This is a genomic window from Streptococcus sp. NLAE-zl-C503 (assembly GCF_900104285.1).
In the GTDB taxonomy this organism is placed as follows: domain Bacteria; phylum Bacillota; class Bacilli; order Lactobacillales; family Streptococcaceae; genus Streptococcus.
Window position 1 is genome coordinate 556,668 of record NZ_FNJT01000001.1, and the last position, 24,941, is coordinate 581,608.

Below are 24,941 nucleotides of genomic sequence, written 5' to 3' on the forward strand. Positions count from 1 at the left end.
TCGCATGAAACAGCGTGGTAAAAGGATTCGCCCATCTGGTAAAGATTTAGTCTTTCATTTTACGATAGCGTCACTCCTGCCTGTTTTCCTGCTGGTTGTCGGACTGTTTCATGTGAAGACAATCCAGCAGATCAACTGGCAGGATTTTAACCTATCACAAGCAGATAAGATTGACATTCCCTATTTAATTATCAGTTTCAGTGTCGCAATTCTTATCTGCTTGCTGGTAGCGTTTGTATTCAAACGGGTTCGCTATGATACGGTTAAACAACTTTACCACCGTCAAAAACTGGCAAAGATGATACTTGAAAACAAGTGGTATGAATCTGAACAGGTCAAAACAGAGGGTTTCTTTAAAGATAGTGCTGGTCGTACAAAGGAAAAGATAACCTACTTCCCTAAAATGTATTATCGACTTAAAAATGGCTTGATACAGATACGGGTGGAAATCACGCTGGGAAAATATCAAGACCAACTCTTACACTTGGAAAAGAAATTAGAGAGTGGCTTGTACTGTGAGCTGACGGATAAAGAGTTAAAGGATTCCTATGTGGAATATACTTTGCTCTATGACACCATAGCCAGTCGTATTTCTATTGATGAAGTAGAAGCTAAAGATGGTAAACTTCGCTTAATGAAAAACGTATGGTGGGAATATGATAAGCTCCCTCATATGTTGATTGCTGGTGGTACAGGTGGCGGTAAAACTTACTTTATACTGACACTGATTGAAGCCTTGCTTCATACAGATTCAAAACTGTATATTCTTGACCCGAAAAATGCTGATCTTGCGGACTTAGGTTCTGTGATGGCAAATGTCTACTATAGAAAAGAAGACTTGCTTTCTTGCATTGAAACATTCTATGAAGAAATGATGAAACGTAGTGAGGAAATGAAGCAGATGAAGAACTATAAGACTGGCAAAAATTATGCTTACTTAGGTCTCCCGGCACACTTCTTAATCTTTGATGAATACGTCGCTTTCATGGAAATGCTGGGAACAAAAGAAAACACCGCAGTTATGAATAAGCTGAAACAGATTGTCATGTTAGGTCGTCAAGCTGGCTTCTTTCTAATACTGGCTTGTCAACGTCCAGACGCAAAATATTTAGGCGACGGAATCCGTGATCAGTTTAATTTCAGAGTGGCTTTAGGTCGTATGTCTGAAATGGGCTATGGCATGATGTTTGGCAGTGACGTACAAAAGGATTTCTTCTTAAAGCGAATCAAAGGTCGTGGCTATGTTGATGTAGGAACAAGTGTCATATCAGAGTTTTATACTCCCCTTGTACCAAAAGGATATGATTTCTTGGAGGAAATTAAAAAGTTATCCAACAGCAGACAGTCCACGCAGGCGACGTGCGAAGCGGAAGTCGCAGGTGTGGACTGATCTTGCTGGCTGGTGTGGCAATAGCCACGCCAGCACTTAACCCCCCGTATCTAACAGGGGGGTACAAATCGACAGGAAACAGTCAAAAAAACATTAGAAAATCCTTTGGTTACAAGGGATTTACAAAATTTCAGCGTATGTCAAATGGGCTTTAAAAGTTGACATACGCCTTTTTGATTGGAGGGATTTTTACTGAATGAACAAACTTGGTTACAGCATTTAAAAGAAAAACGCTTGGCTTATGGACTATCTCAAAACCGTTTAGCTGTTGCGACTGGTATTACAAGGCAGTATCTAAGCGATATTGAAACAGGAAAAGTCAAGCCATCAGAGGATTTACAGCAGTCCCTTTGGGAAGCTCTGGAACGCTTCAATCCCGACGCTCCCCTTGAAATGCTGTTTGATTATGTAAGAATTCGCTTTCCGACAACAGACGTACAGCAGGTGGTCGAAAACATCTTACAACTGAAACTGTCCTATTTTCTTCATGAGGACTATGGTTTCTATTCTTATTCAGAGCATTATGCTTTAGGCGACATATTCGTCCTTTGCTCCCATGAACTGGACAAAGGAGTTCTGGTGGAATTGAAAGGTCGTGGGTGCAGACAATTTGAAAGCTATCTTCTGGCACAACAAAGAAGCTGGTATGAGTTCTTTATGGACGTTTTGGTGGCTGGCGGTGTGATGAAACGCCTTGACCTTGCCATTAACGATAAGACAGGGATTTTAAATATCCCTGTACTCACTGAAAAGTGCCAACAGGAAGAATGTATCTCCGTCTTCCGCAGTTTTAAAAGCTATCGCAGTGGCGAACTGGTACGCAAAGAGGAAAAGGAATGTATGGGAAACACCCTCTATATCGGTTCATTACAAAGTGAAGTTTATTTCTGTATCTATGAAAAGGACTACGAGCAGTACAAGAAAAATGATATTCCCATTGAAGACGCAGAAGTAAAAAACCGTTTTGAGATTCGATTGAAAAATGAGCGTGCCTATTATGCAGTCCGTGATTTACTCGTCTATGACAATCCAGAGCATACCGCCTTTAAAATTATCAATCGGTATATCCGTTTTGTAGATAAAGACGATTCCAAACCTCGTTCTGATTGGAAACTGAATGAAGAATGGGCTTGGTTTATTGGGAACAATCGTGAACGATTAAAACTAACCACAAAACCAGAGCCTTACTCCTTCCAAAGGACGCTGAACTGGCTATCTCATCAAGTTGCCCCGACCTTAAAGGTTGCGATTAAACTTGATGAAATCAACCAGACGCAGGTTGTAAAAGACATTCTCGACCATGCGAAACTGACAGACCGACACAAGCAGATTTTGAAGCAACAGTCAGTAAAAGAACAGGACGTGATAACAACAAAAAAATAACTCAAATACAAATTCATTGAATATAGAGAGGAGAACATTTTTATGAATTTTGGACAAAACCTTTATAACTGGTTTCTATCAAACGCTCAATCACTGGTGCTTTTAGCAATCGTTGTGATTGGCTTGTATCTTGGCTTCAAGCGTGAGTTTAGCAAACTGATTGGCTTTTTAATTATTGCGATTATTGCGGTTGGCTTAGTCTTCAACGCTGCTGGAGTAAAAGACATTTTACTAGAGCTATTCAATCGCATTATTGGTGCTTAAATAAAACCGTTCTTTTGTGGAATATAAGTGGTTTTCTTATGTTCCGCAAAGGAATGGTACACCAAACGAAGTGCGGTAGGGATTTTTGAATCTCTACAAAGAAAGGACGTGAATATATGGACGATATGCAAGTCTATATTGCGAATTTAGGCAAATACAATGAGGGCGAATTGGTCGGTGCGTGGTTTACCTTTCCCATTGACTTTGAGGAAGTCAAAGAGAAAATCGGCTTGAATGATGAATATGAGGAATACGCCATTCATGACTACGAGTTACCCTTTACGGTTGACGAATACACTTCCATTGGCGAACTCAATCGACTATGGGAAATGGTATCGGAATTACCCGAAGAATTACAATCGGAGCTATCTGCTCTGCTCACTCATTTTTCAAGCATTGAAGAACTAAGCGAACATCAAGAGGATATTATCATTCATTCCGATTGTGATGATATGTATGACGTGGCACGCTACTACATTGAAGAAACGGGTGCTTTAGGCGAAGTACCAGCTAGTCTTCAAAACTATATTGATTATCAAGCCTATGGTCGGGATTTAGACCTTTCAGGAACGTTTATCTCAACCAATCATGGGATTTTTGAAATCGTCTATTAAATCTGTCGGTACATTACTACTGGCAGATTTTCTATTTTACGGGGTGGCTCAATCAGCTACCCCTATTTTTTATGAAAGGATTGATTACATGAAGAAAATACGAAGCTATACCAGTATCTGGTCTGTGGAAAAGGTACTGTATTCTATCAATGATTTTAGACTTCCGTTTCCCATAACCTTTACGCAAATGACATGGTTTGTCGTGTCACTCTTTGCAGTGATGATACTTGGCAACTTGCCCCCTCTTTCCATGATAGAGGGAGCATTTCTCAAATACTTTGGGATTCCTGTGGCTTTCACATGGTTTATGTCTACAAAAACTTTTGATGGTAAAAAGCCTTATGGATTTTTGAAGTCTGTCATTGCTTATGCACTGCGACCAAAGCTGACCTATGCAGGAAAAAAAGTAACGCTTGGCAGAAACCAGCCACAAGAAGCCATTACAGCAGTTAGGAGTGAATTTTATGGCATATCCAATTAAATACATTGAAAACAATCTCGTCTGGAATAAAGACGGGGAATGTTATGCTTACTATGAGCTTGTTCCTTACAATTACTCATTTCTAAGTCCAGAACAGAAAATACAAGTGCATGATTCTTTCAGACAGCTTATCGCACAAAATCGTGATGGCAAAATTCATGCTTTACAAATCAGTACAGAATCCAGCATACGTTCTGCACAAGAGCGTTCCAAAAATGAAGTCACTGGCAAGCTCAAAGCGGTTGCCTATGACAAAATCGACCAACAGACAGACGCTTTAATATCCATGATTGGCGAAAATCAAGTGAACTACCGTTTCTTTATCGGCTTTAAGTTGCTTCTCAACGATCAGGAGTTTTCTATGAAAAGTCTTACCGTTGAAGCAAAAAATGCTTTGTCTGATTTTGTCTATGATGTGAACCATAAGCTGATGGGCGATTTTGTTAGTATGAGTAATGATGAAATCCTGCGTTTTCAGAAGATGGAAAAGCTCTTAGAAAATAAAATCTCTCGTCGTTTCAAAATCCGCAGGTTAGATAAGGACGACTTCGGCTATCTGATTGAACACCTTTACGGACAGACAGGCACTGCCTATGAAGAGTATGAGTACCATCTATCAAAGAAAAAGCTGGATAATGAAACGCTGATTAAATACTATGACTTGATTAAGCCTACTCGCTGTTTGGTGGAAGAAAAACAGCGATATTTGAAAATCCAGCAGGAAGATGAAACCGTCTATGTAGCTTACTTTACCATTAACAGCATTGTCGGAGAACTGGACTTCCCGTCCTCTGAAATCTTCTACTACCAGCAACAGCAATTTACATTCCCGATTGATACGTCAATGAATGTGGAAATTGTAGCGAATCGTAAAGCCCTATCTACTGTCCGCAATAAAAAGAAAGAACTGAAAGACTTGGATAACCACGCTTGGCAAAGTGATAATGAAACCAGCTCCAATGTGGCGGAAGCTCTGGAAAGTGTGAATGAGCTGGAAACCAATTTAGACCAAAGCAAGGAATCTATGTACAAGCTGTCTTATGTGGTAAGGGTATCAGCAAATGATCTTGACGAACTCAAACGTCGTTGTAATGAAGTGAAAGATTTTTATGACGATTTAAGCGTAAAACTGGTACGACCATTTGGGGATATGCTCGGCTTACATGAAGAATTTTTACCTGCCAGCAAGCGTTATATGAATGATTATATTCAATACGTGACCTCTGATTTCCTCGCTGGTTTAGGTTTTGGTGCTACTCAAATGCTGGGGGAAAATGAGGGGATTTATGTTGGCTACAGCTTAGATACTGGACGCAATGTCTATCTGAAACCTGCTCTTGCCAGTCAAGGGGTTAAGGGTTCAGTAACCAATGCGTTAGCGTCGGCTTTTGTTGGTTCGCTGGGTGGTGGTAAATCCTTTGCGAATAACCTTATCGTCTATTATGCGGTGCTTTATGGGGCACAAGCAGTGATTGTAGACCCAAAAGCAGAACGTGGCAGATGGAAAGAAACCTTGCCAGAGATTTCCCATGAAATCAATATCGTCACTCTGACTTCTGATGAGAAAAACAAAGGCTTACTTGACCCTTATGTGATTATGAAAAATCCCAAAGATTCTGAATCACTGGCTATTGATATTCTGACATTCCTTACGGGGATTTCCTCTCGTGATGGGGAACGCTTCCCAATCCTTAGAAAAGCCATTCGTGCAGTAACCAATAGTGAAGTACGAGGGTTGATGAAAGTGATTGAGGAATTACGGGTTGAGAATACGCCACTAAGTACCAGTATAGCCGACCATATCGAAAGTTTTACAGACTATGACTTTGCACATTTATTATTCAGTAATGGTTATGTGGAGCAGTCTATCAGCTTAGAAAAACAACTGAACATTATACAGGTTGCGGACTTGGTACTTCCCGACAAGGAAACTTCCTTTGAGGAATATACCACTATGGAGCTTTTATCCGTTGCTATGCTGATTGTCATTAGTACCTTTGCTTTAGACTTTATCCATACAGACCGAAGCATTTTCAAGATTGTAGATTTAGACGAAGCATGGAGCTTTTTACAGGTAGCACAAGGAAAAACACTATCTATGAAGCTGGTTCGGGCTGGTCGTGCTATGAACGCTGGGGTATATTTCGTGACCCAAAATACAGACGACCTCTTAGATGAAAAACTGAAAAATAACCTCGGCTTAAAATTTGCATTTCGTTCCACTGACCTTAACGAGATTAAAAAGACCTTAGCCTTTTTTGGTGTAGACCCAGAGGACGAAAACAATCAGAAGCGATTGCGTGATTTGGAAAACGGGCAATGCCTTATCAGTGATTTATATGGTCGTGTCGGTGTGATACAGTTCCACCCTGTATTTGAAGAACTGCTCCATGCCTTTGATACCAGACCACCTGTGCGAAAAGAGGTGTAAATGTGAAACCATCAATAGTAAACAGAATAAAATCAAACTGGACGCTGAAACGTCTAGGTAAAGTGGCAATGACAGTGGCTTTCACACTTGTGATTGCCATTTTTCTTTTAGCCATGCTGGGAACGGTGGTTCAAGCTGCGGGCTTGGTAGATGATACGGTCAATGTGGCAAATGAATACAGCCGATACCCACTTGAAAACTATCAACTGGATTTTTATGTGGATAATAGCTGGGGCTGGCTTCCGTGGAACTGGTCGGACGGGATTGGAAAACAGGTCATGTATGGACTATATGCCATTACCAATTTTATTTGGACAATCAGTTTGTATGTTTCCAATGCGACAGGTTACTTAGTACAGGAAGCCTATTCCTTAGACTTCATTTCCGCTACAGCAGATTCCATTGGTAAGAATATGCAGACCTTAGCTGGTGTGAGTGCAAACGGATTTTCAACAGAGGGTTTCTATGTTGGATTCCTCTTACTCTTGATTTTGGTTCTTGGGGTTTATGTTGCCTATACGGGACTGATAAAGAGAGAAACCACAAAGGCAATTCATGCCATTATGAATTTTGTGCTGGTGTTTATCCTATCGGCTTCCTTTATTGCCTACGCTCCCGACTACATTAAAAAAATCAATGACTTTTCATCAGACATCAGTAATGCCAGTTTATCACTTGGCACGAAGATTGTCATGCCCCATTCCGATAGTCAAGGCAAGGACAGCGTGGACTTAATCAGAGATAGCCTGTTTTCCATACAGGTTCAGCAACCGTGGCTACTGCTTCAATACAACAGTTCAGACATTGAAAGTATCGGTATTGACCGTGTGGAAAGCCTGCTCTCCACCAGCCCAGATTCCAACAATGGCGAAGACAGAGAAAAAATTGTTGCGGAAGAAATTGAAGACAGAAGCAATACCAATCTAACCATTACAAAGACCATTAACCGTTTAGGTACAGTCTTCTTCCTATTTGTCTTCAATATTGGGATTTCCATATTTGTATTCCTATTAACAGGAATCATGATTTTCTCGCAGGTACTTTTTATCATCTATGCTATGTTTCTGCCTGTGAGCTTTATTTTAAGCATGATTCCATCATTTGATGGTATGTCAAAACGAGCCATAACAAAGCTCTTTAATACCATTTTGACACGAGCTGGAATCACATTGATTATTACGACAGCATTTAGTATTTCAACCATGCTCTATACCTTATCGGCTGGTTATCCGTTCTTTTTGATTGCTTTTCTACAGATTGTGACCTTTGCAGGAATCTACTTCAAGCTGGGCGATTTAATGAGTATGTTTTCTCTACAGAGTAACGATTCTCAAAGTGTGGGAAGTCGTGTGATGAGAAAACCTCGTATGCTTATGCACGCTCACATGCACCGTCTACAGCGGAAACTTGGACGTTCCATGACTACTCTAGGGGCTGGGTCTGCCATTGTTACAGGTAAAAAAGGACAGTCGGGTTCGGGGAGTTCTGCAAGGACACAAGCAGATCACTCCCGACCAGACGGAAAGGAAAAATCAACACTTGGAAAACGTATCGGTCAAACCATCGGTACAGTAGCTGATACCAAAGACAGAATGGTAGACACTGCTAGTGGTTTGAAAGAACAGGTTAAAGATTTGCCGACCAATGCAAGATATGCAGTATATCAAGGAAAATCCAAAGTAAAAGAGAATGTCCGTGATTTAACCAGTAGTATTTCTCAAACCAAAGCGGACAGAGCCAGTGGACGCAAGGAACAGCAGGAACAAAGGCGAAAAACCATTGCGAAGCGTCGCTCTGAAATGGAACAGGTCAAACAGAAAAAACAGCCTGCTTCTTCTGTTCATGAAAGACCGACTACAAGACAAGAACAATATCATGATGAACAGACCTCAAAACAGTCTAATATTCAGACTTCATATAAGGAATCTCAACAAGCCAAACAAGAGCGTCCAGCAGTTAAGTCCGATTTTTCAAGTCCAAAAGTGGAACGCCAAGGCAATACCGTTCAAGAAAAAACCGTTCAAAAGCCAGCAACTTCAACCACTACAGCAGATAGAACTTCACAACGTCCAATCACAAAAGAACGTCCGTCTACTGTTCAAAGAGTACCACTACAAAATACAAGAAGTAGACCACCAATCAAAACCGCCACCATTAAGAAAGTCGGTAAGAAACCATGAAGTTGAAAACTTTAGTGATTGGTGGTTCTGGATTATTCTTGATGGTCTTCTCACTGCTTCTGTTTGTTGCCATTTTATTTTCAGATGAACAGGACAGCGGAATTTCCAATATTCATTATGGAGGTGTGAATGTTTCCGCAGAAGTGCTGGCTCATAAGCCTATGGTAGAAAAATATGCCAAAGAATATGGCGTTGAAGAATATGTCAACATACTTCTTGCGATTATACAGGTGGAATCGGGCGGTACTGCGGAAGATGTTATGCAGTCCTCGGAATCCCTCGGTCTTCCACCTAATTCATTGAGTACAGAAGAATCCATTAAGCAAGGTGTGAAGTATTTCAGTGAATTATTAGCCAGTAGCGAAAGGCTCAGTGTAGATTTAGAATCGGTTATCCAGTCCTACAATTATGGTGGTGGTTTCTTAGGGTATGTGGCTAATCGTGGAAATAAATATACCTTTGAACTGGCTCAAAGTTTCTCAAAAGAGTATTCAGGTGGCGAAAAAGTGTCTTACCCCAATCCCATAGCCATACCTATCAATGGGGGCTGGCGATACAACTATGGCAATATGTTTTATGTGCAACTGGTAACGCAGTATCTTGTCACAACAGAGTTTGATGATGATACGGTACAAGCCATCATGGACGAAGCACTGAAATATGAGGGCTGGCGATACGTTTACGGTGGAGCTTCCCCGACTACTTCTTTTGATTGTAGCGGACTGACACAATGGACGTATGGAAAAGCTGGAATTAACTTACCACGAACCGCACAACAGCAATATGATGTGACCCAGCATATCCCACTATCGGAAGCACAAGCTGGCGATTTGGTTTTCTTTCATTCTACCTATAACGCTGGCTCTTATATTACTCATGTTGGGATATACCTTGGCAATAACCGTATGTTTCATGCAGGCGACCCAATCGGTTATGCCGACTTAACAAGCCCCTACTGGCAACAGCATTTAGTGGGAGCAGGACGAATCAAACAATGAGAAAGGAAGATTTAATGATGAAATTTAGAAAAAATCAGAATAAAGAAAAACAGATACCAAAGGAAAAGAAACCTCGTGTCTATAAGGTCAATCCTCATAAAAAGGTTGTGATTGCCTTGTGGGTACTTTTAGGGCTTAGTTTCAGCTTTGCGATATTCAAGCACTTTACAGCTATAGATACTCATACTATTCACGAAACAACTATCATAGAAAAGGAATACGTTGATACTCATCATGTAGAAAATTTTGTAGAGAACTTTGCGAAAGTCTACTATTCATGGGAGCAATCCGATAAGTCCATTGATAATCGAATGGAAAGTCTAAAAGGCTATCTGACAGATGAACTTCAAGCTCTCAATGTTGATACAGTACGCAAAGATATTCCTGTATCGTCTTCTGTAAGAGGATTTCAGATATGGACGGTAGAGCCAACTGGCGACAATGAGTTTAATGTAACCTACAGTGTAGACCAGCTCATTACAGAGGGAGAAAATACAAAGACCGTCCACTCTGCTTATATAGTGAGTGTCTATGTAGATGGTTCTGGAAATATGGTACTGGTTAAGAATCCGACCATTACCAACATACCTAAGAAATCAAGTTATAAACCAAAAGCCATTGAAAGTGAGGGGACGGTTGATTCCATTACAACCAATGAAATCAATGAGTTTTTAACGACGTTCTTCAAGCTCTATCCTACAGCGACAGCCAGTGAACTTTCCTACTATGTGAATGACGGGATATTAAAACCAATCGGAAAAGAGTACATCTTTCAAGAACTGGTAAATCCTATTCACAATCGTAAGGATAATCAAGTCACGGTATCGCTGACAGTGGAGTATATCGACCAGCAGACCAAAGCAACGCAGGTATCTCAATTTGATTTGGTACTTGAAAAGAACGGGAGTAATTGGAAGATTGTAAAATAACAAATATTGGTACATGATTACAGATACTTTGTAATCATGTACTCTTTTTGATAAAAAATTGGAGATTCCTTTACAAATATGCTCTTACGTGCTATTATTTAAGTGACTATTTAAAAGGAGTTAATAAATATGCGGCAAGGTATTCTTAAATAAACTGTCAATTTGATAGCGGGAACAAATAATTAGATGTCCTTTTTTAGGAGGGCTTAGTTTTTTGTACCCAGTTTAAGAATACCTTTATCATGTGATTCTAAAGTATCCAGAGAATATCTGTATGCTTTGTATACCTATGGTTATGCATAAAAATCCCAGTGATAAAAGTATTTATCACTGGGATTTTTATGCCCTTTTGGGTTTTTGAATGGAGGAAAATCACATGAAAATTATTAATATTGGAGTTTTAGCTCATGTTGATGCAGGAAAAACTACCTTAACAGAAAGCTTATTATATAACAGTGGAGCGATTACAGAATTAGGAAGCGTGGACAAAGGTACAACGAGGACGGATAATACGCTTTTAGAACGTCAGAGAGGAATTACAATTCAGACAGGAATAACCTCTTTTCAGTGGGAAAATACGAAGGTGAACATCATAGACACGCCAGGACATATGGATTTCTTAGCAGAAGTATATCGTTCATTATCAGTTTTAGATGGGGCAATTCTACTGATTTCTGCAAAAGATGGCGTACAAGCACAAACTCGTATATTATTTCATGCACTTAGGAAAATGGGGATTCCCACAATCTTTTTTATCAATAAGATTGACCAAAATGGAATTGATTTATCAACGGTTTATCAGGATATTAAAGAGAAACTTTCTGCCGAAATTGTAATCAAACAGAAGGTAGAACTGTATCCTAATATGTGTGTGACGAACTTTACCGAATCTGAACAATGGGATACGGTAATAGAGGGAAACGATGACCTTTTAGAAAAATATATGTCCGGTAAATCATTAGAAGCATTGGAACTCGAACAAGAGGAAAGCATAAGATTTCATAATTGTTCCCTGTTCCCTGTTTATCACGGAAGTGCAAAAAACAATATAGGGATTGATAACCTTATAGAAGTGATTACGAATAAATTTTATTCATCAACACATCGAGGTCCGTCTGAACTTTGCGGAAATGTTTTCAAAATTGAATATACAAAAAAAAGACAACGTCTTGCATATATACGCCTTTATAGTGGAGTACTACATTTACGAGATTCGGTTAGAGTATCAGAAAAAGAAAAAATAAAAGTTACAGAAATGTATACTTCAATAAATGGTGAATTATGTAAGATTGATAGAGCTTATTCTGGAGAAATTGTTATTTTGCAAAATGAGTTTTTGAAGTTAAATAGTGTTCTTGGAGATACAAAACTATTGCCACAGAGAAAAAAGATTGAAAATCCGCACCCTCTACTACAAACAACTGTTGAACCGAGTAAACCTGAACAGAGAGAAATGTTGCTTGATGCCCTTTTGGAAATCTCAGATAGTGATCCGCTTCTACGATATTACGTGGATTCTACGACACATGAAATTATACTTTCTTTCTTAGGGAAAGTACAAATGGAAGTGATTAGTGCACTGTTGCAAGAAAAGTATCATGTGGAGATAGAACTAAAAGAGCCTACAGTCATTTATATGGAGAGACCGTTAAAAAATGCAGAATATACCATTCACATCGAAGTGCCGCCAAATCCTTTCTGGGCTTCCATTGGTTTATCTGTATCACCGCTTCCGTTGGGAAGTGGAATGCAGTATGAGAGCTCGGTTTCTCTTGGATACTTAAATCAATCATTTCAAAATGCAGTTATGGAAGGGATACGCTATGGTTGCGAACAAGGATTATATGGTTGGAATGTGACGGATTGTAAAATCTGTTTTAAGTATGGCTTATACTATAGCCCTGTTAGTACCCCAGCAGATTTTCGGATGCTTGCTCCTATTGTATTGGAACAAGTCTTAAAAAAAGCTGGAACAGAATTGTTAGAGCCATATCTTAGTTTTAAAATTTATGCGCCACAGGAATATCTTTCACGAGCATACAACGATGCTCCTAAATATTGTGCGAACATCGTAGACACTCAATTGAAAAATAATGAGGTCATTCTTAGTGGAGAAATCCCTGCTCGGTGTATTCAAGAATATCGTAGTGATTTAACTTTCTTTACAAATGGACGTAGTGTTTGTTTAACAGAGTTAAAAGGGTACCATGTTACTACCGGTGAACCTGTTTGCCAGCCCCGTCGTCCAAATAGTCGGATAGATAAAGTACGATATATGTTCAATAAAATAACTTAGTGTATTTTATGTTGTTATATAAATATGGTTTCTTGTTAAATAAGATGAAATATTTTTTAATAAAGATTTGAATTAAAGTGTAAAGGAGGAGATAGTTATTATAAACTACAAGTGGATATTGTGTCCTGTATGTGGAAATAAAACACGATTAAAGATAAGGGAAGATACTGAATTAAAAAAATTCCCCCTCTATTGTCCGAAATGCAGACAAGAAAATTTAATTGAAATAAAGCAGTTCAAAGTAACTGTGATTACAGAGCCAGACGCAAAGACGCAGAGCCGATAAAATGAGATTAATACAATCTCATTTTATCGGCTCTTTCCGTTATGTATGGATTCTTTTAATTAGTCTTCGATGTTTCTTGCTTCGTTGATACCGCTGGCTAAAGATTCCATTAAGGATAGTTCTTTGTCTGTAAAGCTATCCATGTATTTCTCTATCTGTAATCGTCGGGTGCTTTTTACCAAGTTATTAGCAGGTAAGAAAAATTCATCAACGGAAACATGAAGTAACGATACAAGGTCATAAAGAACTTGTATGCTGGGGTGTTGCCCTTTATTTTCAATATTAGTTAAGTACCGTGGGTCAATTTCAATCAATGCTCCCACTTGTTCACGAGTTAAACCTCGTTTCAATCGAGCTTCTTTAATGGCTAAACCAAAGGCTCTAAAATCATATTTATCTTCTTTTTTACGCATAGTAGACCACCTCTATACATTTTATTGTTCCTACTGAATTAAAAACAGGTATAGAAAAACGTGTTATATGGTTTATAGGTTTATATTTAATAAAAAGCACTACTAAACGCCAATAAAAAAAACCGTTATATGGTAGTGCTATTTACGCTGTTAAAATATTGTATATTACTTCCAAATGGCGGTTTGTTGGAGGTCAACGTCGCCATGAAGTACATCATATACAATAAATTTCCTTACATTGGGTTCTTGTCAAAAAAAGTCGTCTATCTGCAATAGATAAGTACGTCCACCAATGTGGTTTTATAAATCATATAGATAGAATAACAGAAGTATGTAAACAGAGAAATAAATCTGTTTATATGCTTTTTTGGCTATTCAGAACTTTTTTACAAAGTTTATTTATCAGTAATGCAACAAATCCCCCTTTCACATTGGGACTAAGAGTGAAAGGAGATAAACGAGCAAGGCTCACTTCCTTTCCTAGACAGAAAGGGGGTGAGAAACATGAAACCATCTTCTTTTCAGACCACAATAGAAAATCAGTTTGACTATATCTGTAAACGTGCTATGGAAGACGAGCGAAAGAATTATATGCTTTATCTTTCAAGGATTGCAAAGCGTGAGGTGTCCTTTTCGGATGTTGGCGATTATCTTGTTAGCCAGTTTGCGACAACAGATAACTATTCAACTGACTTTCAGATTTTTACACTCAATGGGTTATCAGTAGGCGTTGAAAATGATTTGTTGAGTGAAGCATTACGTGAGTTGCCAGACAAGAAACGTGAAATTCTACTGCTGTTTTACTTTATGGACATGAGCGATTCAGAAATTGCAGACCTGTTGAAATTGAACCGTTCTACTGTCTATCGGCATAGAACCAGTGGACTAGCCTTAATTAAAAAGTTTATGGAGGAATTTGAAGAATGAAAACACAATATCCTATGATTCCCTTTCCTCTCATTGTAAAGGCAACAGATGGCGATACCGAAGCGATTAACCAGATTCTACATCATTACAGAGGGTACATAACGAAGCGTTCCCTACGACTTATGAAAGATGAATATGGCAATCAAAGTATGGTCGTTGATGAAGTCTTACGTGGAAGAATGGAAACCAGACTGATTACAAAGATTTTGTCATTTGAAATTAAGTAATATCCTCTCTCCTTTCGTGGAAGCGTGCTAAACCATTCCACGCTTCCCGAACAGGGAGGTTTGTTATTCCACCAAAGCATATTGAGCTTTCAATGTGTTTTGATAGGCTAACGAGCCATTGTTCTTTGAAAACTGAATAAAAGTAATCGAATACGTTTCGATAAGAAAAGAGCCAACGGAACTAACCGCCATGACCTATCTTATAAAGATAGCGAGCGATTCATGTTAGTGATCCGAGAAGCAATCTTTAGCAGGATTGCCTGCAACGACATTCTTATCGTGATAATGATACTCCCATACAGTCAATAGTCCGAGCGTGATAAAACCGTCGCAGGCAATGAGTATGGCTACATGAGAACCATGCAGGGGTGGAACTCCCGTGAGCTTTGCTAAAGCTGTTCGATTGCTGGTAAAACAACTTTTATGAAATCCAAATAAGTGATTTGGAAAGGAGGATTTTATGAAGCAGACTGACATTCCTATTTGGGAACGTTATACCCTAACCATTGAAGAAGCGTCAAAATATTTTCGTATTGGCGAAAACAAGCTACGACGCTTGGCAGAGGAAAATAAAAATGCAAATTGGCTGATTATGAATGGCAATCGTATTCAGATTAAACGAAAACAATTTGAAAAAATTATAGATACATTGGACGCAATCTAGCGTCGCCAAAGGGTCTTGTATATGATAAAATAGTATTAAGTCGTATCAAGGCTCTTTCCATAAAGGAAAGGAGCAAATGCCATGTCAGAAAAAAGACGTGACAATAAAGGTCGAATCTTAAAGACTGGAGAGAGCCAACGAAAAGACGGAAGATACTTATACAAATATATAGATTCATTTGGAGAACCGCAATTTGTTTACTCGTGGAAACTTGTGGCTACAGACCGAGTACCAGCAGGAAAGCGTGATTGTATCTCACTTAGAGAGAAAATCGCAGAGTTACAGAAAGACATTCATGATGGTATTGATGTTGTAGGAAAGAAAATGACACTCTGCCAGCTTTACGCAAAACAGAACGCTCAAAGACCAAAGGTTAGAAAAAACACTGAAACTGGACGCAAATATCTTATGGATATTTTGAAGAAAGACAAGTTAGGTGTAAGAAGTATTGACAGTATTAAGCCATCAGACGCTAAAGAATGGGCTATTAGAATGAGTGAAAATGGTTATGCTTATCAAACCATCAATAACTACAAACGTTCTTTAAAGGCTTCATTCTATATTGCTATACAAGATGATTGTGTTCGGAAGAATCCATTTGACTTTCAACTGAAAGCAGTTCTTGATGATGATACTGTCCCTAAGACCGTACTAACAGAAGAACAGGAAGAAAAACTGTTAGCCTTTGCAAAAGCTGATAAAACCTACAGCAAAAATTATGATGAAATTCTGATACTCTTAAAAACAGGTCTTCGTATTTCAGAGTTTGGTGGTTTGACACTTCCAGATTTAGATTTTGAGAATCGTCTTGTCAATATAGACCATCAGCTATTGAGAGATACTGAAATTGGGTACTACATTGAAACACCAAAGACCAAAAGTGGCGAACGTCAAGTTCCTATGGTTGAAGAAGCCTATCAAGCATTTAAGCGAGTGTTAGCGAATCGAAAGAATGATAAGCGTGTTGAGATTGATGGATATAGTGATTTCCTCTTTCTTAATAGAAAGAACTATCCAAAAGTGGCAAGTGATTACAACGGCATGATGAAAGGTCTTGTTAAGAAATACAATAAGTATAACGAGGATAAATTGCCACACATCACTCCACATAGTTTGCGACATACATTCTGTACCAACTATGCAAATGCAGGAATGAATCCAAAGGCATTACAGTACATTATGGGACATGCTAATATAGCCATGACGCTGAACTATTACGCACATGCAACATTCGATTCTGCAATGGCAGAAATGAAACGCTTGAATAAAGAGAAGCAACAGGAGCGTCTTGTTGCTTAGTAGTACAAATGAATTTACTACTTATTTACCACTTCTGACAGCTAAGACATGAGGAAATATGCAAAGAAACGTGAAGTATCTTCCTACAGTAAAAATACTCGAAAGCACATAGAATAAGGCTTTACGAGCATTTAAGAAAATATAAAAAGATAATTAGAAATTTATACTTTGTTTATATTAAAAATAGTTATTTACTTTCGGTTTCTGTAAAATGAAGACATAATATAAATGCACTAAGTCCCATAAAATGAAGTCCTCAGTTGTCAAAGCAAAATCTAGGGATTCTTGCATATAGCTTTCTGCCTCTTCTAGATTTCCCAACTTTAAACGAACGTAGCCTTGTTCATAGTTGTTAACAGAAAATTTCAAAGCATCATTGGGAAAATATTTTTTTATAATTTGCATTTCCTGATCGATATAGAGTAGAGCTTTTTGAAAATGACCCATTTCACGGTAAACCATCGCTAACTGATGATAACCTATATGTTCATTTTCTTGGTCACTTTTAGTTCGGACTAAGTCAATATAACGCTGGTAGATACTTAAGCACTCGTTATAATTTTGCTCTTCAAGATAGATATAGCCCATCAAATTTAATAAACTAAAATTAGTGCAAGTTTCCAATAAAAAATCAGCTTCAACTAATTTTTTAGCCTAATTAATCTTGCCCTCAAACAATAATCCCCATGCTTGATTCATGCTTTTTCTCCTGCATCTTACGTTGTATAGAAATCTATTGACAAATCGCTATCAGACTCGTATTTTTTCCAGGCTAAACTGAAACCATAATAATCCTGAAATTCAGGGTGCCAGTCATAATAAAGTGGGATACGACTATATTTTCTTGCAACAACTTCGTCTTCAAATTCTGGAGATTCCCCTGCAGTAATACCAAATTGAAGACCATTTAGTTCCCAGCTATTGCCCCAAACATTTTCATCAGAAAGAACATCAATCCATCTAGAAGCATCAATATCAAAATCTGCACATAATTCCAGTTCATAGAATTTTCTACAGTTAATCTCTGAAGGCTTAATATAAATGGCACCATCCACTTGGTACTGTTTATCTTTGACTTGAATCTGTGTGATTTTCATTGGAATCGGAACTCCATTTAGTTCTAACCAGAAATATCCTAAAGGGGTTTTGATACTATAATATTGCTGATTAGCAGGTTTAGCGTTTTTAGAACAAGCATCAAGAATTCTTCCAAGCTTAATTAAATTTCTACAAACGATTTTCGAAGTGAGTGTGTCGAAATGTGAATACCTACGAATGACACGTTTTAACTTTTCAACAGGAAAAGTGATATCCTTTGGTAGAGCATGATACTTCTGTACAACTAGAGCAGTTTTTTCAGTATTTTCCTTCCCCACTGGGACAACTACAGCATGTCCAATATGGATATTTAGGTCATCGCAGATATAAGTATAGCCATTCCCTCCCTCCTGAAACTCAACAACAACGAGATTTAGCTCTTGATTCGGATCAAAGAGAGGTTCAACCTTTTCTGCTTCTTGGCGCTCATAAAAAGTAAAACGATGAGTTTCTCCGTCTTCGCCAAAAACCATAAAACTGCCACATTCAGGGCATTTCAACATATAAAAGGATGCTTCAGAAATATCATCATAAGAAATTTTATTATGGTCGTCAGCTTTATTCATGATTTCTTCAAACAACTCATCCGAATAAACTGAATAAGCATTTGGATCGGGCGCTCGGTGGTCGTTCATTGCTTGCCCGCATTTACATGTCCATTTCCCCATAAACAACCTCAGTCGTAACTTAATTCTTCAAGGAAAAATTGATTTAGAGCTTTCCAGTCTTTCTTCATCTCAGTAACGCTTTGAACGTATACATCAAGCTCTTGGATATTATCTAAAATATAATCTTGAATTGGCTTAATCGGATCAATTTCCATACCTTCAGGACCGTTTACCTTGATATTAAGCAAACTTGACACATGCTCCTTCATTTGAGACGGAAGCAATTCTTTGACCAAATCGTCAAATAAAATCGGAGGGACTGAATGATATTTTTCTATCCAACGACAAGCCAAAATGGGACGCAGCACGTAGAAATACTTTTTAGGTTTGACCTTGTCTCCAGAAAGATACTTATTCATTTGAGTTCTAGCAGTATTCAAGTAATGGTAGAGCATTTTTTTCTCTGAAAAATACTGGTTTGCAAGAGGACGTATACGTTCAATAAAATCCGTTTGTTGATAGACAATTGGTGACTGTAACCATTCAAATAGTGTTGGATTTGACTTATAAAGGAGTTTTAAAGTTTTGTCTAAATCCCAGCCACTCACATCCCAAGTATCGTCAATCGGTAGCTCGATAACGTCACGCTGTTCATTCAAACGGAGATAAAAATCTTGCTTGTGTTTGTAGATAAACCGTACATCAAAATCACTATCAGGAGACTCAAAGCCCCATGCACGACTACCAGACTCGATAGCCCACAAAACTGTAACATCATAATCACGCTCAATTTCTGCCAATTTTTCAGGTACCAGAACATTCATTTCTTCTTGCGTTTGCATAATAAAGCCTCGTCTATAATTTGAACATAAATAGTTGCTAACATAGGAAACTAGGGGAGCTGAAAGTGCATTATATCACACTTTCAAAACTACTACCAAAAGAACTAATCCTTCTAGTAGCTTTTTCACACGTTTTCTATACCTGAGACCCTTGAATGACAGAATCTTCATCCTTCCAGTTTCGAGCAATCTCTTCATCTTTCTGGAGTTGGTCTACCAATTCTTCAACGGAGTCAAATTTGACCATATCGCGGACACGGTCCAGCCAGTAGACAATGACGGTCTCACCATAAATATCATCTGAAAAGTCAAAAATATTGACTTCAAAACGCGGCTCTTCTCCATCGAAAGTAACATTTTTCCCAACACTTGCCATGCCACGATATCTCTGACGTTGTACTTCTACATCAACTACGTAAACACCGTCTGCTGGCATATAAGTTCGATCTCTCAAGACTAGATTGGCTGTTGGATAGCCGATAGTACGCCCACGAGCATTCCCGTGAACGACCATCCCACGGGTTGGAAGCGGTGTGCCGAGTAGATGATTGACTTCCTTGACATCTCCATCAAGGATAGCTTGGCGAATCCGTGTGGAACTAATCTTCCCCTTTTCATCCTCGACCGGAGGAACAATGATAATCTCTCCATCAAAATAATCCTTCAAATCATCCGCAGTTTTCTTATCTGAACCAAACGTATAATCAAATCCTGCTACGATAATCGCTGGTTTTAAAGCTCTAACATAGGTATCAAAGAATTCTTGACCCGTTAAACTAGCAAATTTGCTACTAAAGTCAAGTAAGAAGAGCGCCTCTACTCCGTGCCACTTCATCTTGTGCTCCCGTTCCTCGTGATTGACGATGTGGAGCATGAGCTCAGGTTTGTAAGGTTGTAAGGCAAGTTTTGGCGACTCTGTAAAGGTCATCACGACAACTGGCAGATAATCCTTCATCGAAGACTTACTGGCCACTTCAAAAAGTTTCTGATGCCCCTTATGGATGCCATCAAAATAACCTAGTACAAGGACCGTTTTACCCGGTACTGCAATATCTTTTTCGTTCTTAATAGGTACTGTTGTAATCATGAAACTATTATATCATAGAGAAAGCCTTTTCGCTAAGAGGAAATCCCAAATGTCGTTTTTTGCGCCTGAACTGATCTTGATAGACAATTCAAGGTATTCGTTTAAAAAAATAGCACCTCCTAAGAGATGCTATCGTTTGGTAACTAGTCTACTGTTTCTTCTAAATCTTTTAACTTAACCGAAACAATCTTTGACACACCTGATTCTTGCATGGTAACTCCATAGATAGAATCCGCTGCCGCCATGGTCCCCTTACGGTGGGTCACAACGATAAACTGACTATCCTTGTCAAAGCGGTTGAGATAATCCCCAAAACGTTTAACATTGGCTTCGTCCAGCGCCGCCTCTACCTCGTCCAAGATAACAAAAGGAATAGTCTTGACTCGAATGATAGAGAACAACAAGGCCAGAGCCGATAGGGCTTTTTCACCACCACTCATGAGGTTAAGCGACTGGATTTTCTTACCTGGTGGTTGAACAGAAATCTCCACACCAGCTGTTAAAAGATCGCCCTCAGTTAATATCAAGTCTGCCTGACCTCCACCAAACATCTGTCTAAAGGTCACTTTAAAGGACTCACGAATAGCCTCAAAGGTTGATTTGAAGCGTTCCTTAACCTCATCATTCATCTCTGTGATGATTTCAAGAAGCAGGTTTTTCGCAGATAAAATATCATCTCGTTGGCTATTTAGGAAATCCAAACGGTTGTGGACTTCTTCGTACTGTTCAATAGCATCCAAATTGACTGGTCCGAGTGAGCGAATAGCCTTTTCAAGATCTTTAACTTCTTGCTCTGCCAGATTGAGATTTTCCAACTCATGCGCTTTTTCTAGAGCCTCAGTGTAGCTGATCTGGTACTGATCAGTTAATTGAGCTTGTAGATAGCGCAAGCGTTCGCTGACCTTTTCTTTCTTTGCTTCAGCACGTGTTTGTTTGCGAATCCACTCCTCATTCTGCTGACGAGCCTGATCCAAATGACTGGCAATATCATCTAGCTGACCTTCAATATCATCCAACTCAAACTGCTTGCGAATCAAACCTTGTTGGAGGTTTGTTTTCTGAGTTTTGGCTTCTTCCGTCTGCTGACTTAGCAAATCCGTATCAACCTTCTCAAGATTATCAACCTTTTCTTGAAGGAGACGCTGGATTTCCTCTTGTTCAAGATTGAGGTTATCCAATTCCTTACCTAGACGTTCAATATCAGTCACTTCGTACCGCTTTTGTCCTTGCAGTTCTGACTTAAGCAAGCGTGCTTGAGAAACCTGTTCCTGCAAGTTTTGATAACGTTCTTGAATAGCGTTTTTGTTAGACTTAATTTCTTCAATCTCAGTTTCCAGATTTTGCTTTTCACTGGCAATGGTAGCAAGGCGCTCTTGGCACTTTTCCTGATCTGCTTGCCAATCTCCTTCAGTAAGACGATTTAATTCCTCTTCTTGAAGTTTCCAAAGCGTTTCTAACTCTTCTACTTGCTGACTAGTTTGCTGATAAGCGAGGGACAAGCCTTGCTCATGGATACGAGCCTGTTCTCCCTGAGATTTGATGGCTTCTAATCTTTCTGTCAATACCGCCATCTCATCTTGCAAGGTCTTCAAACTTTCTTCTTCCGAACGCAGACTAGCTTCTTCTTCAGCAATTTCTTTTTGTAATTGCTCCAGCTCTGGCTTGATGAAGATACTGTTATTCTGGCGATTGGCACCACCCGCGTAGGAACCACCTGTGCGCAACTCTGTCCCATCCAGTGTCACCATACGAACCTGGTAACGAACTTGGCGAGCTGCCGTACGCGCATGTTCTACAGTATCAAAAATTGCTGTCGTTGCTAGCAAGTTTTTGAAAATTGCTTCTAGTCTCTTATCAAACGACACCAACTCATCTGCCATGCCAAGGAAGCCTGGACTTGCAGCGATAGCGTCTTGATTCTGACTAGAGATTGTACGCGCCTTAATCGTTGTCAAAGGAAGGAAGGTCGCACGACCAGCTCTGTTACGTTTTAGGAAATCAATAGCCTTGGTTGCCGCGTTTTCATCTTCTACGATGATATGCTGACTGCTGGCTCCAAGTGCAATTTCTAGGGCGGTTTGATAATGAACATCAAAGGTCAAATGTTCACTGACTGCACCAATGATCCCACCCAGGCGATCTTTCTCTTGGAGAACACTCTTAACACCCGCGTAAAAATTACTATGATTTCTTAGAATGTTTTCTAAACTTTGGGCTCTAGCCTGCTTGTTTTTGAGACTATCCAGACGATCAAAGAGTTGGCTCTGCTGAGCTTGGTAAGAAACTTTCTGCTCCTCTTGTTCCTTGGCACTAGCTTGGTAGTCAGCCAATAATTTCTGAACCTGCTCCTTAGCAGTTTCAAGCTCAGCCTCTTGCTGACTCGCCTTTTCTTTAGCTGTAGCCAGTTGTTCTTTCAGTTTTTCAAGTTGATCTGCTTGTTTTTGAGATAGCTGACGGCTGTTCTCTAGTTCATTCTCGATGCGAGTCAGTTGGTTTGAGACATCCGCTTCTTCTTGTAAAAGAGCCACAAAGCGTTCTCGCAAGAGCTCTATCATCTGGTCAGGATCGTCTGAGAAAGCTAGCAATTCTGCCTCTAAACGATTGAGTTCCTTGTTATTTTCAGCTAGATTTTCCTCTAACTGTGCCAAGTTCGCTTCTTTTTCAGATTTCTCTTTACTTAGAGTCTTTCTCTTATCTTCTAAAGCAGTCAAACGAGTTTGTGCTTCTTGTTGATTGAGGGCTACCTGCTCGGACTCCAGTTTTGATAGGGCTAATTTTCGCTCTAAGTCACTGATCAAACTAGTCAAATCCATCAAGCTCCCTTGGTCTTTGGACATTTGAGCTTGGAGATCTTGGCGTTTCTTTTTAAGAGTTTGATTTTCTTCTTCTAACTCTTCACGCTTTTGGTAATAGCCAGTCAAAAGTTCCTGAACTTGCGTTAGCTCTTCTTCTGTTAGCTCTAGTTCAGCCTTATTTTCCTTGATTTGGGCAACCAGTACATCCAAATAAATCGCCTTGCGTTGACCATCCAAGTCGAGAAACTTACGAGCATTCTCGGCTTGTTTTGCAAGGGGCTTGATTTGATTGTCCAACTCATAGATAATGTCCTCTAAGCGGTCTAGATTGTCCTGAGTTTGTTGCAGTTTGCTTTCTGTTTCTTTTCTACGAGTCTTGTATTTTAAAACTCCAGCTGCTTCTTCAAAAATAGCACGGCGTTCTTCAGGCTTGGAGTTAAAAATTTCCTCAACCTTCCCTTGGGAAATAATAGAGAAGGAATCCCGTCCCAATCCTGTGTCCAAGAAAAGGTCGTGTACATCACGCAGACGGACTTTCTTGCCATCAATTCGATACTCGCTATCTCCACTACGGTAGATATGGCGTTCTACCTTAATGACTTGCCCTGCATCCTTGATAAAACCATCTTCATTATCCAAGGTCACGACAACAGAGGCATAATTGAGCGGTTTACGACTTTCTGTTCCAGCAAAAATGACATCAGGCATCTTGCCACCACGGAGACTCTTAACACTGGACTCTCCCAAAGCCCAACGCAGACTTTCTGTAATGTTAGACTTCCCAGAACCATTGGGCCCAACGACAGCTGTCACGCCTTGGTCAAAGACGACCTTGGTCTTGTCAGCAAAGGACTTGAATCCCTGGATCTCAATTTCCTTTAAATACATGAATCCAGCCCCTTCTCAACAGCATTCTTTGCGGCCTCTTGCTCTGCTAATTTTTTAGAACGTCCTTGTCCTTTTCCGATACTCTTGCCTTCAACCAGAACTTCTACATCAAAAACCTTATCATGAGCAGGTCCCGTTTCAGAGGTCACCTGGTAACGAATATCCACATCGCCATTGACCTGGAGCAGCTCTTGCAAGTGTGTCTTGTAATCCTTAATCATTTCAAAGTCACCTGCTTCAACCTTGGGGATCATGACCTGATAGATAAACTCTTTTACTCTAGCAACATCCTTGTCTAAAAGCAAAGCACCCAGAAAGGCTTCAAATGCATCGCCAAGAATGGTGTCACGATTGCGCCCACCAGACTTTTCTTCCCCTTTTCCTAGCTTGATAAACTGATCAAACTGGCAATCACGCGCAAAACCAGCCAAACTCTCCTCGCGAACAATCATGGCACGGAGTTTGGACAAATCTCCCTCTGGTTTCTTAGGATATTTTTTATACAGATATTCTGAAATCAATAATTGCAGAACAGCGTCTCCTAAAAATTCCAAGCGCTCATTGTGTGAAATTTTTAAGAGGCGGTGCTCATTGGCATAACTCGTATGAGTAAAGGCCGTTTCCAGTAAGTTTTTGTCCGCAAATTCGATTGCAAAACGCTTCTTCAGTACAGTTTGTAATTCTTTCATACTGACCTCTTTCTAATAATTACGATCCTTTCTATTATAACAAAAAAAACCCTCTGAGTCACTTTAAAACGGGACTGGAGGGAATTTGGGCATTTTTTAGAAGAAAATTTTCAATTTTAAGGGCAGTATAAAGAAAAAGCCTTATTTAAAGG

General features: G+C 39.4%; 23 protein-coding genes and 2 pseudogenes. 17 read left to right on the top strand and 8 right to left on the bottom strand.

Annotation, left to right across the window (positions count from 1 at the left end; genetic code table 11):
• Nucleotides 1-4: 4 nt before the first annotated feature.
• The 13 genes and pseudogenes from BLS46_RS02710 (at nucleotide 5) to BLS46_RS02770 (ending at nucleotide 13,252) form a co-directional block, all read left to right on the top strand.
• Nucleotides 5-1,390, top strand: coding sequence for an FtsK/SpoIIIE domain-containing protein (locus BLS46_RS02710; RefSeq protein WP_000813488.1), 1,386 nt, complete (start codon nucleotides 5-7; stop codon nucleotides 1,388-1,390).
• Nucleotides 1,391-1,392: 2 nt separating this feature from the next.
• Nucleotides 1,393-1,545: a hypothetical protein gene (locus BLS46_RS02715; RefSeq protein ID WP_000879507.1), complete on the top strand. Its 153-nt coding sequence runs from the start codon at nucleotides 1,393-1,395 to the stop codon at nucleotides 1,543-1,545.
• 22 nt (nucleotides 1,546-1,567) lie between these two features.
• Entirely contained in the window at nucleotides 1,568-2,773 is a 1,206-nt protein-coding gene (gene mobT / locus BLS46_RS02720; protein ID WP_000398284.1) for a MobT family relaxase, read from the top strand.
• Between the two features lie 42 nt (nucleotides 2,774-2,815).
• On the top strand, nucleotides 2,816-3,037 hold the full coding sequence (locus BLS46_RS02725) for a hypothetical protein (protein ID WP_001009056.1): 222 nt from the start codon (nucleotides 2,816-2,818) through the stop codon (nucleotides 3,035-3,037).
• A 116-nt stretch (nucleotides 3,038-3,153) separates the two neighbouring features.
• The gene (locus BLS46_RS02730) at nucleotides 3,154-3,651 is read left to right on the top strand and encodes an antirestriction protein ArdA (RefSeq protein ID WP_000342539.1); all 498 of its coding nucleotides are present in this window, start codon (nucleotides 3,154-3,156) and stop codon (nucleotides 3,649-3,651) included.
• Nucleotides 3,652-3,739: 88 nt separating this feature from the next.
• On the top strand, nucleotides 3,740-4,132 hold the full coding sequence (locus BLS46_RS02735) for a conjugal transfer protein (RefSeq protein WP_000723888.1): 393 nt from the start codon (nucleotides 3,740-3,742) through the stop codon (nucleotides 4,130-4,132).
• A complete protein-coding gene (locus tag BLS46_RS02740) occupies nucleotides 4,116-6,563 on the top strand; it encodes a conjugal transfer ATPase TcpF (RefSeq protein ID WP_000331160.1) in 2,448 nt (815 codons plus the stop codon). Before BLS46_RS02735 ends, BLS46_RS02740 begins: the two co-directional genes overlap by 17 nt.
• Before the next feature lie 2 nt (nucleotides 6,564-6,565).
• Nucleotides 6,566-8,743, top strand: a complete 2,178-nt coding sequence (locus tag BLS46_RS02745; protein WP_000804748.1) for a CD3337/EF1877 family mobilome membrane protein — start codon at nucleotides 6,566-6,568, stop codon at nucleotides 8,741-8,743.
• The gene (locus BLS46_RS02750) at nucleotides 8,740-9,741 is read left to right on the top strand and encodes a bifunctional lytic transglycosylase/C40 family peptidase (protein ID WP_000769868.1); all 1,002 of its coding nucleotides are present in this window, start codon (nucleotides 8,740-8,742) and stop codon (nucleotides 9,739-9,741) included. The genes BLS46_RS02745 and BLS46_RS02750 overlap by 4 nt, the downstream gene beginning before the upstream one ends.
• The gene (locus tag BLS46_RS02755) at nucleotides 9,738-10,670 is read left to right on the top strand and encodes a conjugal transfer protein (RefSeq protein ID WP_001224319.1); all 933 of its coding nucleotides are present in this window, start codon (nucleotides 9,738-9,740) and stop codon (nucleotides 10,668-10,670) included. Before BLS46_RS02750 ends, BLS46_RS02755 begins: the two co-directional genes overlap by 4 nt.
• 313 nt (nucleotides 10,671-10,983) lie before the next feature.
• Nucleotides 10,984-11,031: pseudogene (locus tag BLS46_RS10115) on the top strand (hypothetical protein); the annotation flags it as partial.
• A gap of 15 nt (nucleotides 11,032-11,046) precedes the next feature.
• A complete protein-coding gene (tet(M), locus tag BLS46_RS02765) occupies nucleotides 11,047-12,966 on the top strand; it encodes a tetracycline resistance ribosomal protection protein Tet(M) (RefSeq protein ID WP_000691727.1) in 1,920 nt (639 codons plus the stop codon).
• A gap of 118 nt (nucleotides 12,967-13,084) precedes the next feature.
• Nucleotides 13,085-13,252: a cysteine-rich KTR domain-containing protein gene (locus BLS46_RS02770; protein WP_000336323.1), complete on the top strand. Its 168-nt coding sequence runs from the start codon at nucleotides 13,085-13,087 to the stop codon at nucleotides 13,250-13,252.
• Nucleotides 13,253-13,311: 59 nt separating this feature from the next.
• On the opposite strand, the gene BLS46_RS02775 is transcribed toward BLS46_RS02770, so the two are convergent.
• Entirely contained in the window at nucleotides 13,312-13,665 is a 354-nt protein-coding gene (locus BLS46_RS02775) for a helix-turn-helix transcriptional regulator (protein WP_001227347.1), read from the bottom strand.
• Between the two features lie 504 nt (nucleotides 13,666-14,169).
• On the opposite strand from BLS46_RS02775, the gene BLS46_RS02780 reads away from it, so the two are divergent.
• Together BLS46_RS02780 and BLS46_RS02785 are read left to right on the top strand one after the other, a co-directional pair.
• Nucleotides 14,170-14,592, top strand: a complete 423-nt coding sequence (locus BLS46_RS02780) for a sigma-70 family RNA polymerase sigma factor (protein WP_000804885.1) — start codon at nucleotides 14,170-14,172, stop codon at nucleotides 14,590-14,592.
• A complete protein-coding gene (locus BLS46_RS02785; RefSeq protein ID WP_000857133.1) occupies nucleotides 14,589-14,819 on the top strand; it encodes a helix-turn-helix domain-containing protein in 231 nt (76 codons plus the stop codon). The genes BLS46_RS02780 and BLS46_RS02785 overlap by 4 nt, the downstream gene beginning before the upstream one ends.
• Nucleotides 14,820-15,044: 225 nt before the next feature.
• On the opposite strand, the gene BLS46_RS09990 is transcribed toward BLS46_RS02785, so the two are convergent.
• Nucleotides 15,045-15,296, bottom strand: a complete 252-nt coding sequence (locus BLS46_RS09990; RefSeq protein ID WP_001845478.1) for a hypothetical protein — start codon at nucleotides 15,294-15,296, stop codon at nucleotides 15,045-15,047.
• Here BLS46_RS09990 and BLS46_RS02795 point away from each other — a divergent pair.
• Both BLS46_RS02795 and BLS46_RS02800 read left to right on the top strand, forming a co-directional pair.
• The gene (locus BLS46_RS02795) at nucleotides 15,280-15,483 is read left to right on the top strand and encodes an excisionase (RefSeq protein ID WP_000814511.1); all 204 of its coding nucleotides are present in this window, start codon (nucleotides 15,280-15,282) and stop codon (nucleotides 15,481-15,483) included. The genes BLS46_RS09990 and BLS46_RS02795 overlap by 17 nt on opposite strands.
• Nucleotides 15,484-15,564: 81 nt before the next feature.
• Nucleotides 15,565-16,782, top strand: coding sequence for a tyrosine-type recombinase/integrase (locus BLS46_RS02800; protein ID WP_001291561.1), 1,218 nt, complete (start codon nucleotides 15,565-15,567; stop codon nucleotides 16,780-16,782).
• 246 nt (nucleotides 16,783-17,028) lie between these two features.
• On the opposite strand, the pseudogene BLS46_RS02805 reads toward BLS46_RS02800, so the two are convergent.
• From BLS46_RS02805 to rnc, 6 genes and pseudogenes are all read right to left on the bottom strand, one after another.
• Nucleotides 17,029-17,481: pseudogene (locus BLS46_RS02805) on the bottom strand (tetratricopeptide repeat protein); the annotation flags it as partial.
• Between the two features lie 17 nt (nucleotides 17,482-17,498).
• Entirely contained in the window at nucleotides 17,499-18,548 is a 1,050-nt protein-coding gene (locus BLS46_RS02810) for a hypothetical protein (RefSeq protein ID WP_093585531.1), read from the bottom strand.
• Between the two features lie 8 nt (nucleotides 18,549-18,556).
• Nucleotides 18,557-19,330: a nucleotidyltransferase domain-containing protein gene (locus tag BLS46_RS02815; protein WP_093585533.1), complete on the bottom strand. Its 774-nt coding sequence runs from the start codon at nucleotides 19,328-19,330 to the stop codon at nucleotides 18,557-18,559.
• Nucleotides 19,331-19,466: 136 nt separating this feature from the next.
• The gene (locus BLS46_RS02820; RefSeq protein ID WP_093585535.1) at nucleotides 19,467-20,417 is read right to left on the bottom strand and encodes a bifunctional riboflavin kinase/FAD synthetase; all 951 of its coding nucleotides are present in this window, start codon (nucleotides 20,415-20,417) and stop codon (nucleotides 19,467-19,469) included.
• Nucleotides 20,418-20,560: 143 nt separating this feature from the next.
• Nucleotides 20,561-24,100, bottom strand: a complete 3,540-nt coding sequence (smc, locus tag BLS46_RS02825; protein ID WP_093585537.1) for a chromosome segregation protein SMC — start codon at nucleotides 24,098-24,100, stop codon at nucleotides 20,561-20,563.
• Complete coding sequence (gene rnc / locus BLS46_RS02830; RefSeq protein WP_000661472.1) at nucleotides 24,091-24,789, bottom strand: ribonuclease III; 699 nt, start codon at nucleotides 24,787-24,789, stop codon at nucleotides 24,091-24,093. Before rnc ends, smc begins: the two co-directional genes overlap by 10 nt.
• Between the last annotated feature and the right edge of the window lie 152 nt (nucleotides 24,790-24,941).

Excerpts from the sequence above, each read along its gene's own strand:
- BLS46_RS02710 (WP_000813488.1), top strand. The coding sequence starts at position 5 with ATGAAACAGCGTGGTAAAAGGATTCGCCCATCTGGTAAAGATTTAGTC.
- BLS46_RS02725 (WP_001009056.1), top strand. The coding sequence starts at position 2,816 with ATGAATTTTGGACAAAACCTTTATAACTGGTTTCTATCAAACGCTCAA.
- BLS46_RS02730 (WP_000342539.1), top strand. The coding sequence starts at position 3,154 with ATGGACGATATGCAAGTCTATATTGCGAATTTAGGCAAATACAATGAG.
- BLS46_RS02735 (WP_000723888.1), top strand. The coding sequence starts at position 3,740 with ATGAAGAAAATACGAAGCTATACCAGTATCTGGTCTGTGGAAAAGGTA.
- BLS46_RS02740 (WP_000331160.1), top strand. The coding sequence starts at position 4,116 with ATGGCATATCCAATTAAATACATTGAAAACAATCTCGTCTGGAATAAA.
- BLS46_RS02750 (WP_000769868.1), top strand. The coding sequence starts at position 8,740 with ATGAAGTTGAAAACTTTAGTGATTGGTGGTTCTGGATTATTCTTGATG.
- BLS46_RS02755 (WP_001224319.1), top strand. The coding sequence starts at position 9,738 with ATGAGAAAGGAAGATTTAATGATGAAATTTAGAAAAAATCAGAATAAA.
- BLS46_RS02775 (WP_001227347.1), bottom strand. The coding sequence starts at position 13,665 with ATGCGTAAAAAAGAAGATAAATATGATTTTAGAGCCTTTGGTTTAGCC.
- BLS46_RS02780 (WP_000804885.1), top strand. The coding sequence starts at position 14,170 with ATGAAACCATCTTCTTTTCAGACCACAATAGAAAATCAGTTTGACTAT.
- BLS46_RS02785 (WP_000857133.1), top strand. The coding sequence starts at position 14,589 with ATGAAAACACAATATCCTATGATTCCCTTTCCTCTCATTGTAAAGGCA.
- BLS46_RS02795 (WP_000814511.1), top strand. The coding sequence starts at position 15,280 with ATGAAGCAGACTGACATTCCTATTTGGGAACGTTATACCCTAACCATT.
- BLS46_RS09990 (WP_001845478.1), bottom strand. The coding sequence starts at position 15,296 with ATGTCAGTCTGCTTCATAAAATCCTCCTTTCCAAATCACTTATTTGGA.
- BLS46_RS02800 (WP_001291561.1), top strand. The coding sequence starts at position 15,565 with ATGTCAGAAAAAAGACGTGACAATAAAGGTCGAATCTTAAAGACTGGA.
- BLS46_RS02810 (WP_093585531.1), bottom strand. The coding sequence starts at position 18,548 with ATGGGGAAATGGACATGTAAATGCGGGCAAGCAATGAACGACCACCGA.
- BLS46_RS02815 (WP_093585533.1), bottom strand. The coding sequence starts at position 19,330 with ATGCAAACGCAAGAAGAAATGAATGTTCTGGTACCTGAAAAATTGGCA.
- BLS46_RS02820 (WP_093585535.1), bottom strand. The coding sequence starts at position 20,417 with ATGATTACAACAGTACCTATTAAGAACGAAAAAGATATTGCAGTACCG.
- smc (WP_093585537.1), bottom strand. The coding sequence starts at position 24,100 with ATGTATTTAAAGGAAATTGAGATCCAGGGATTCAAGTCCTTTGCTGAC.
- rnc (WP_000661472.1), bottom strand. The coding sequence starts at position 24,789 with ATGAAAGAATTACAAACTGTACTGAAGAAGCGTTTTGCAATCGAATTT.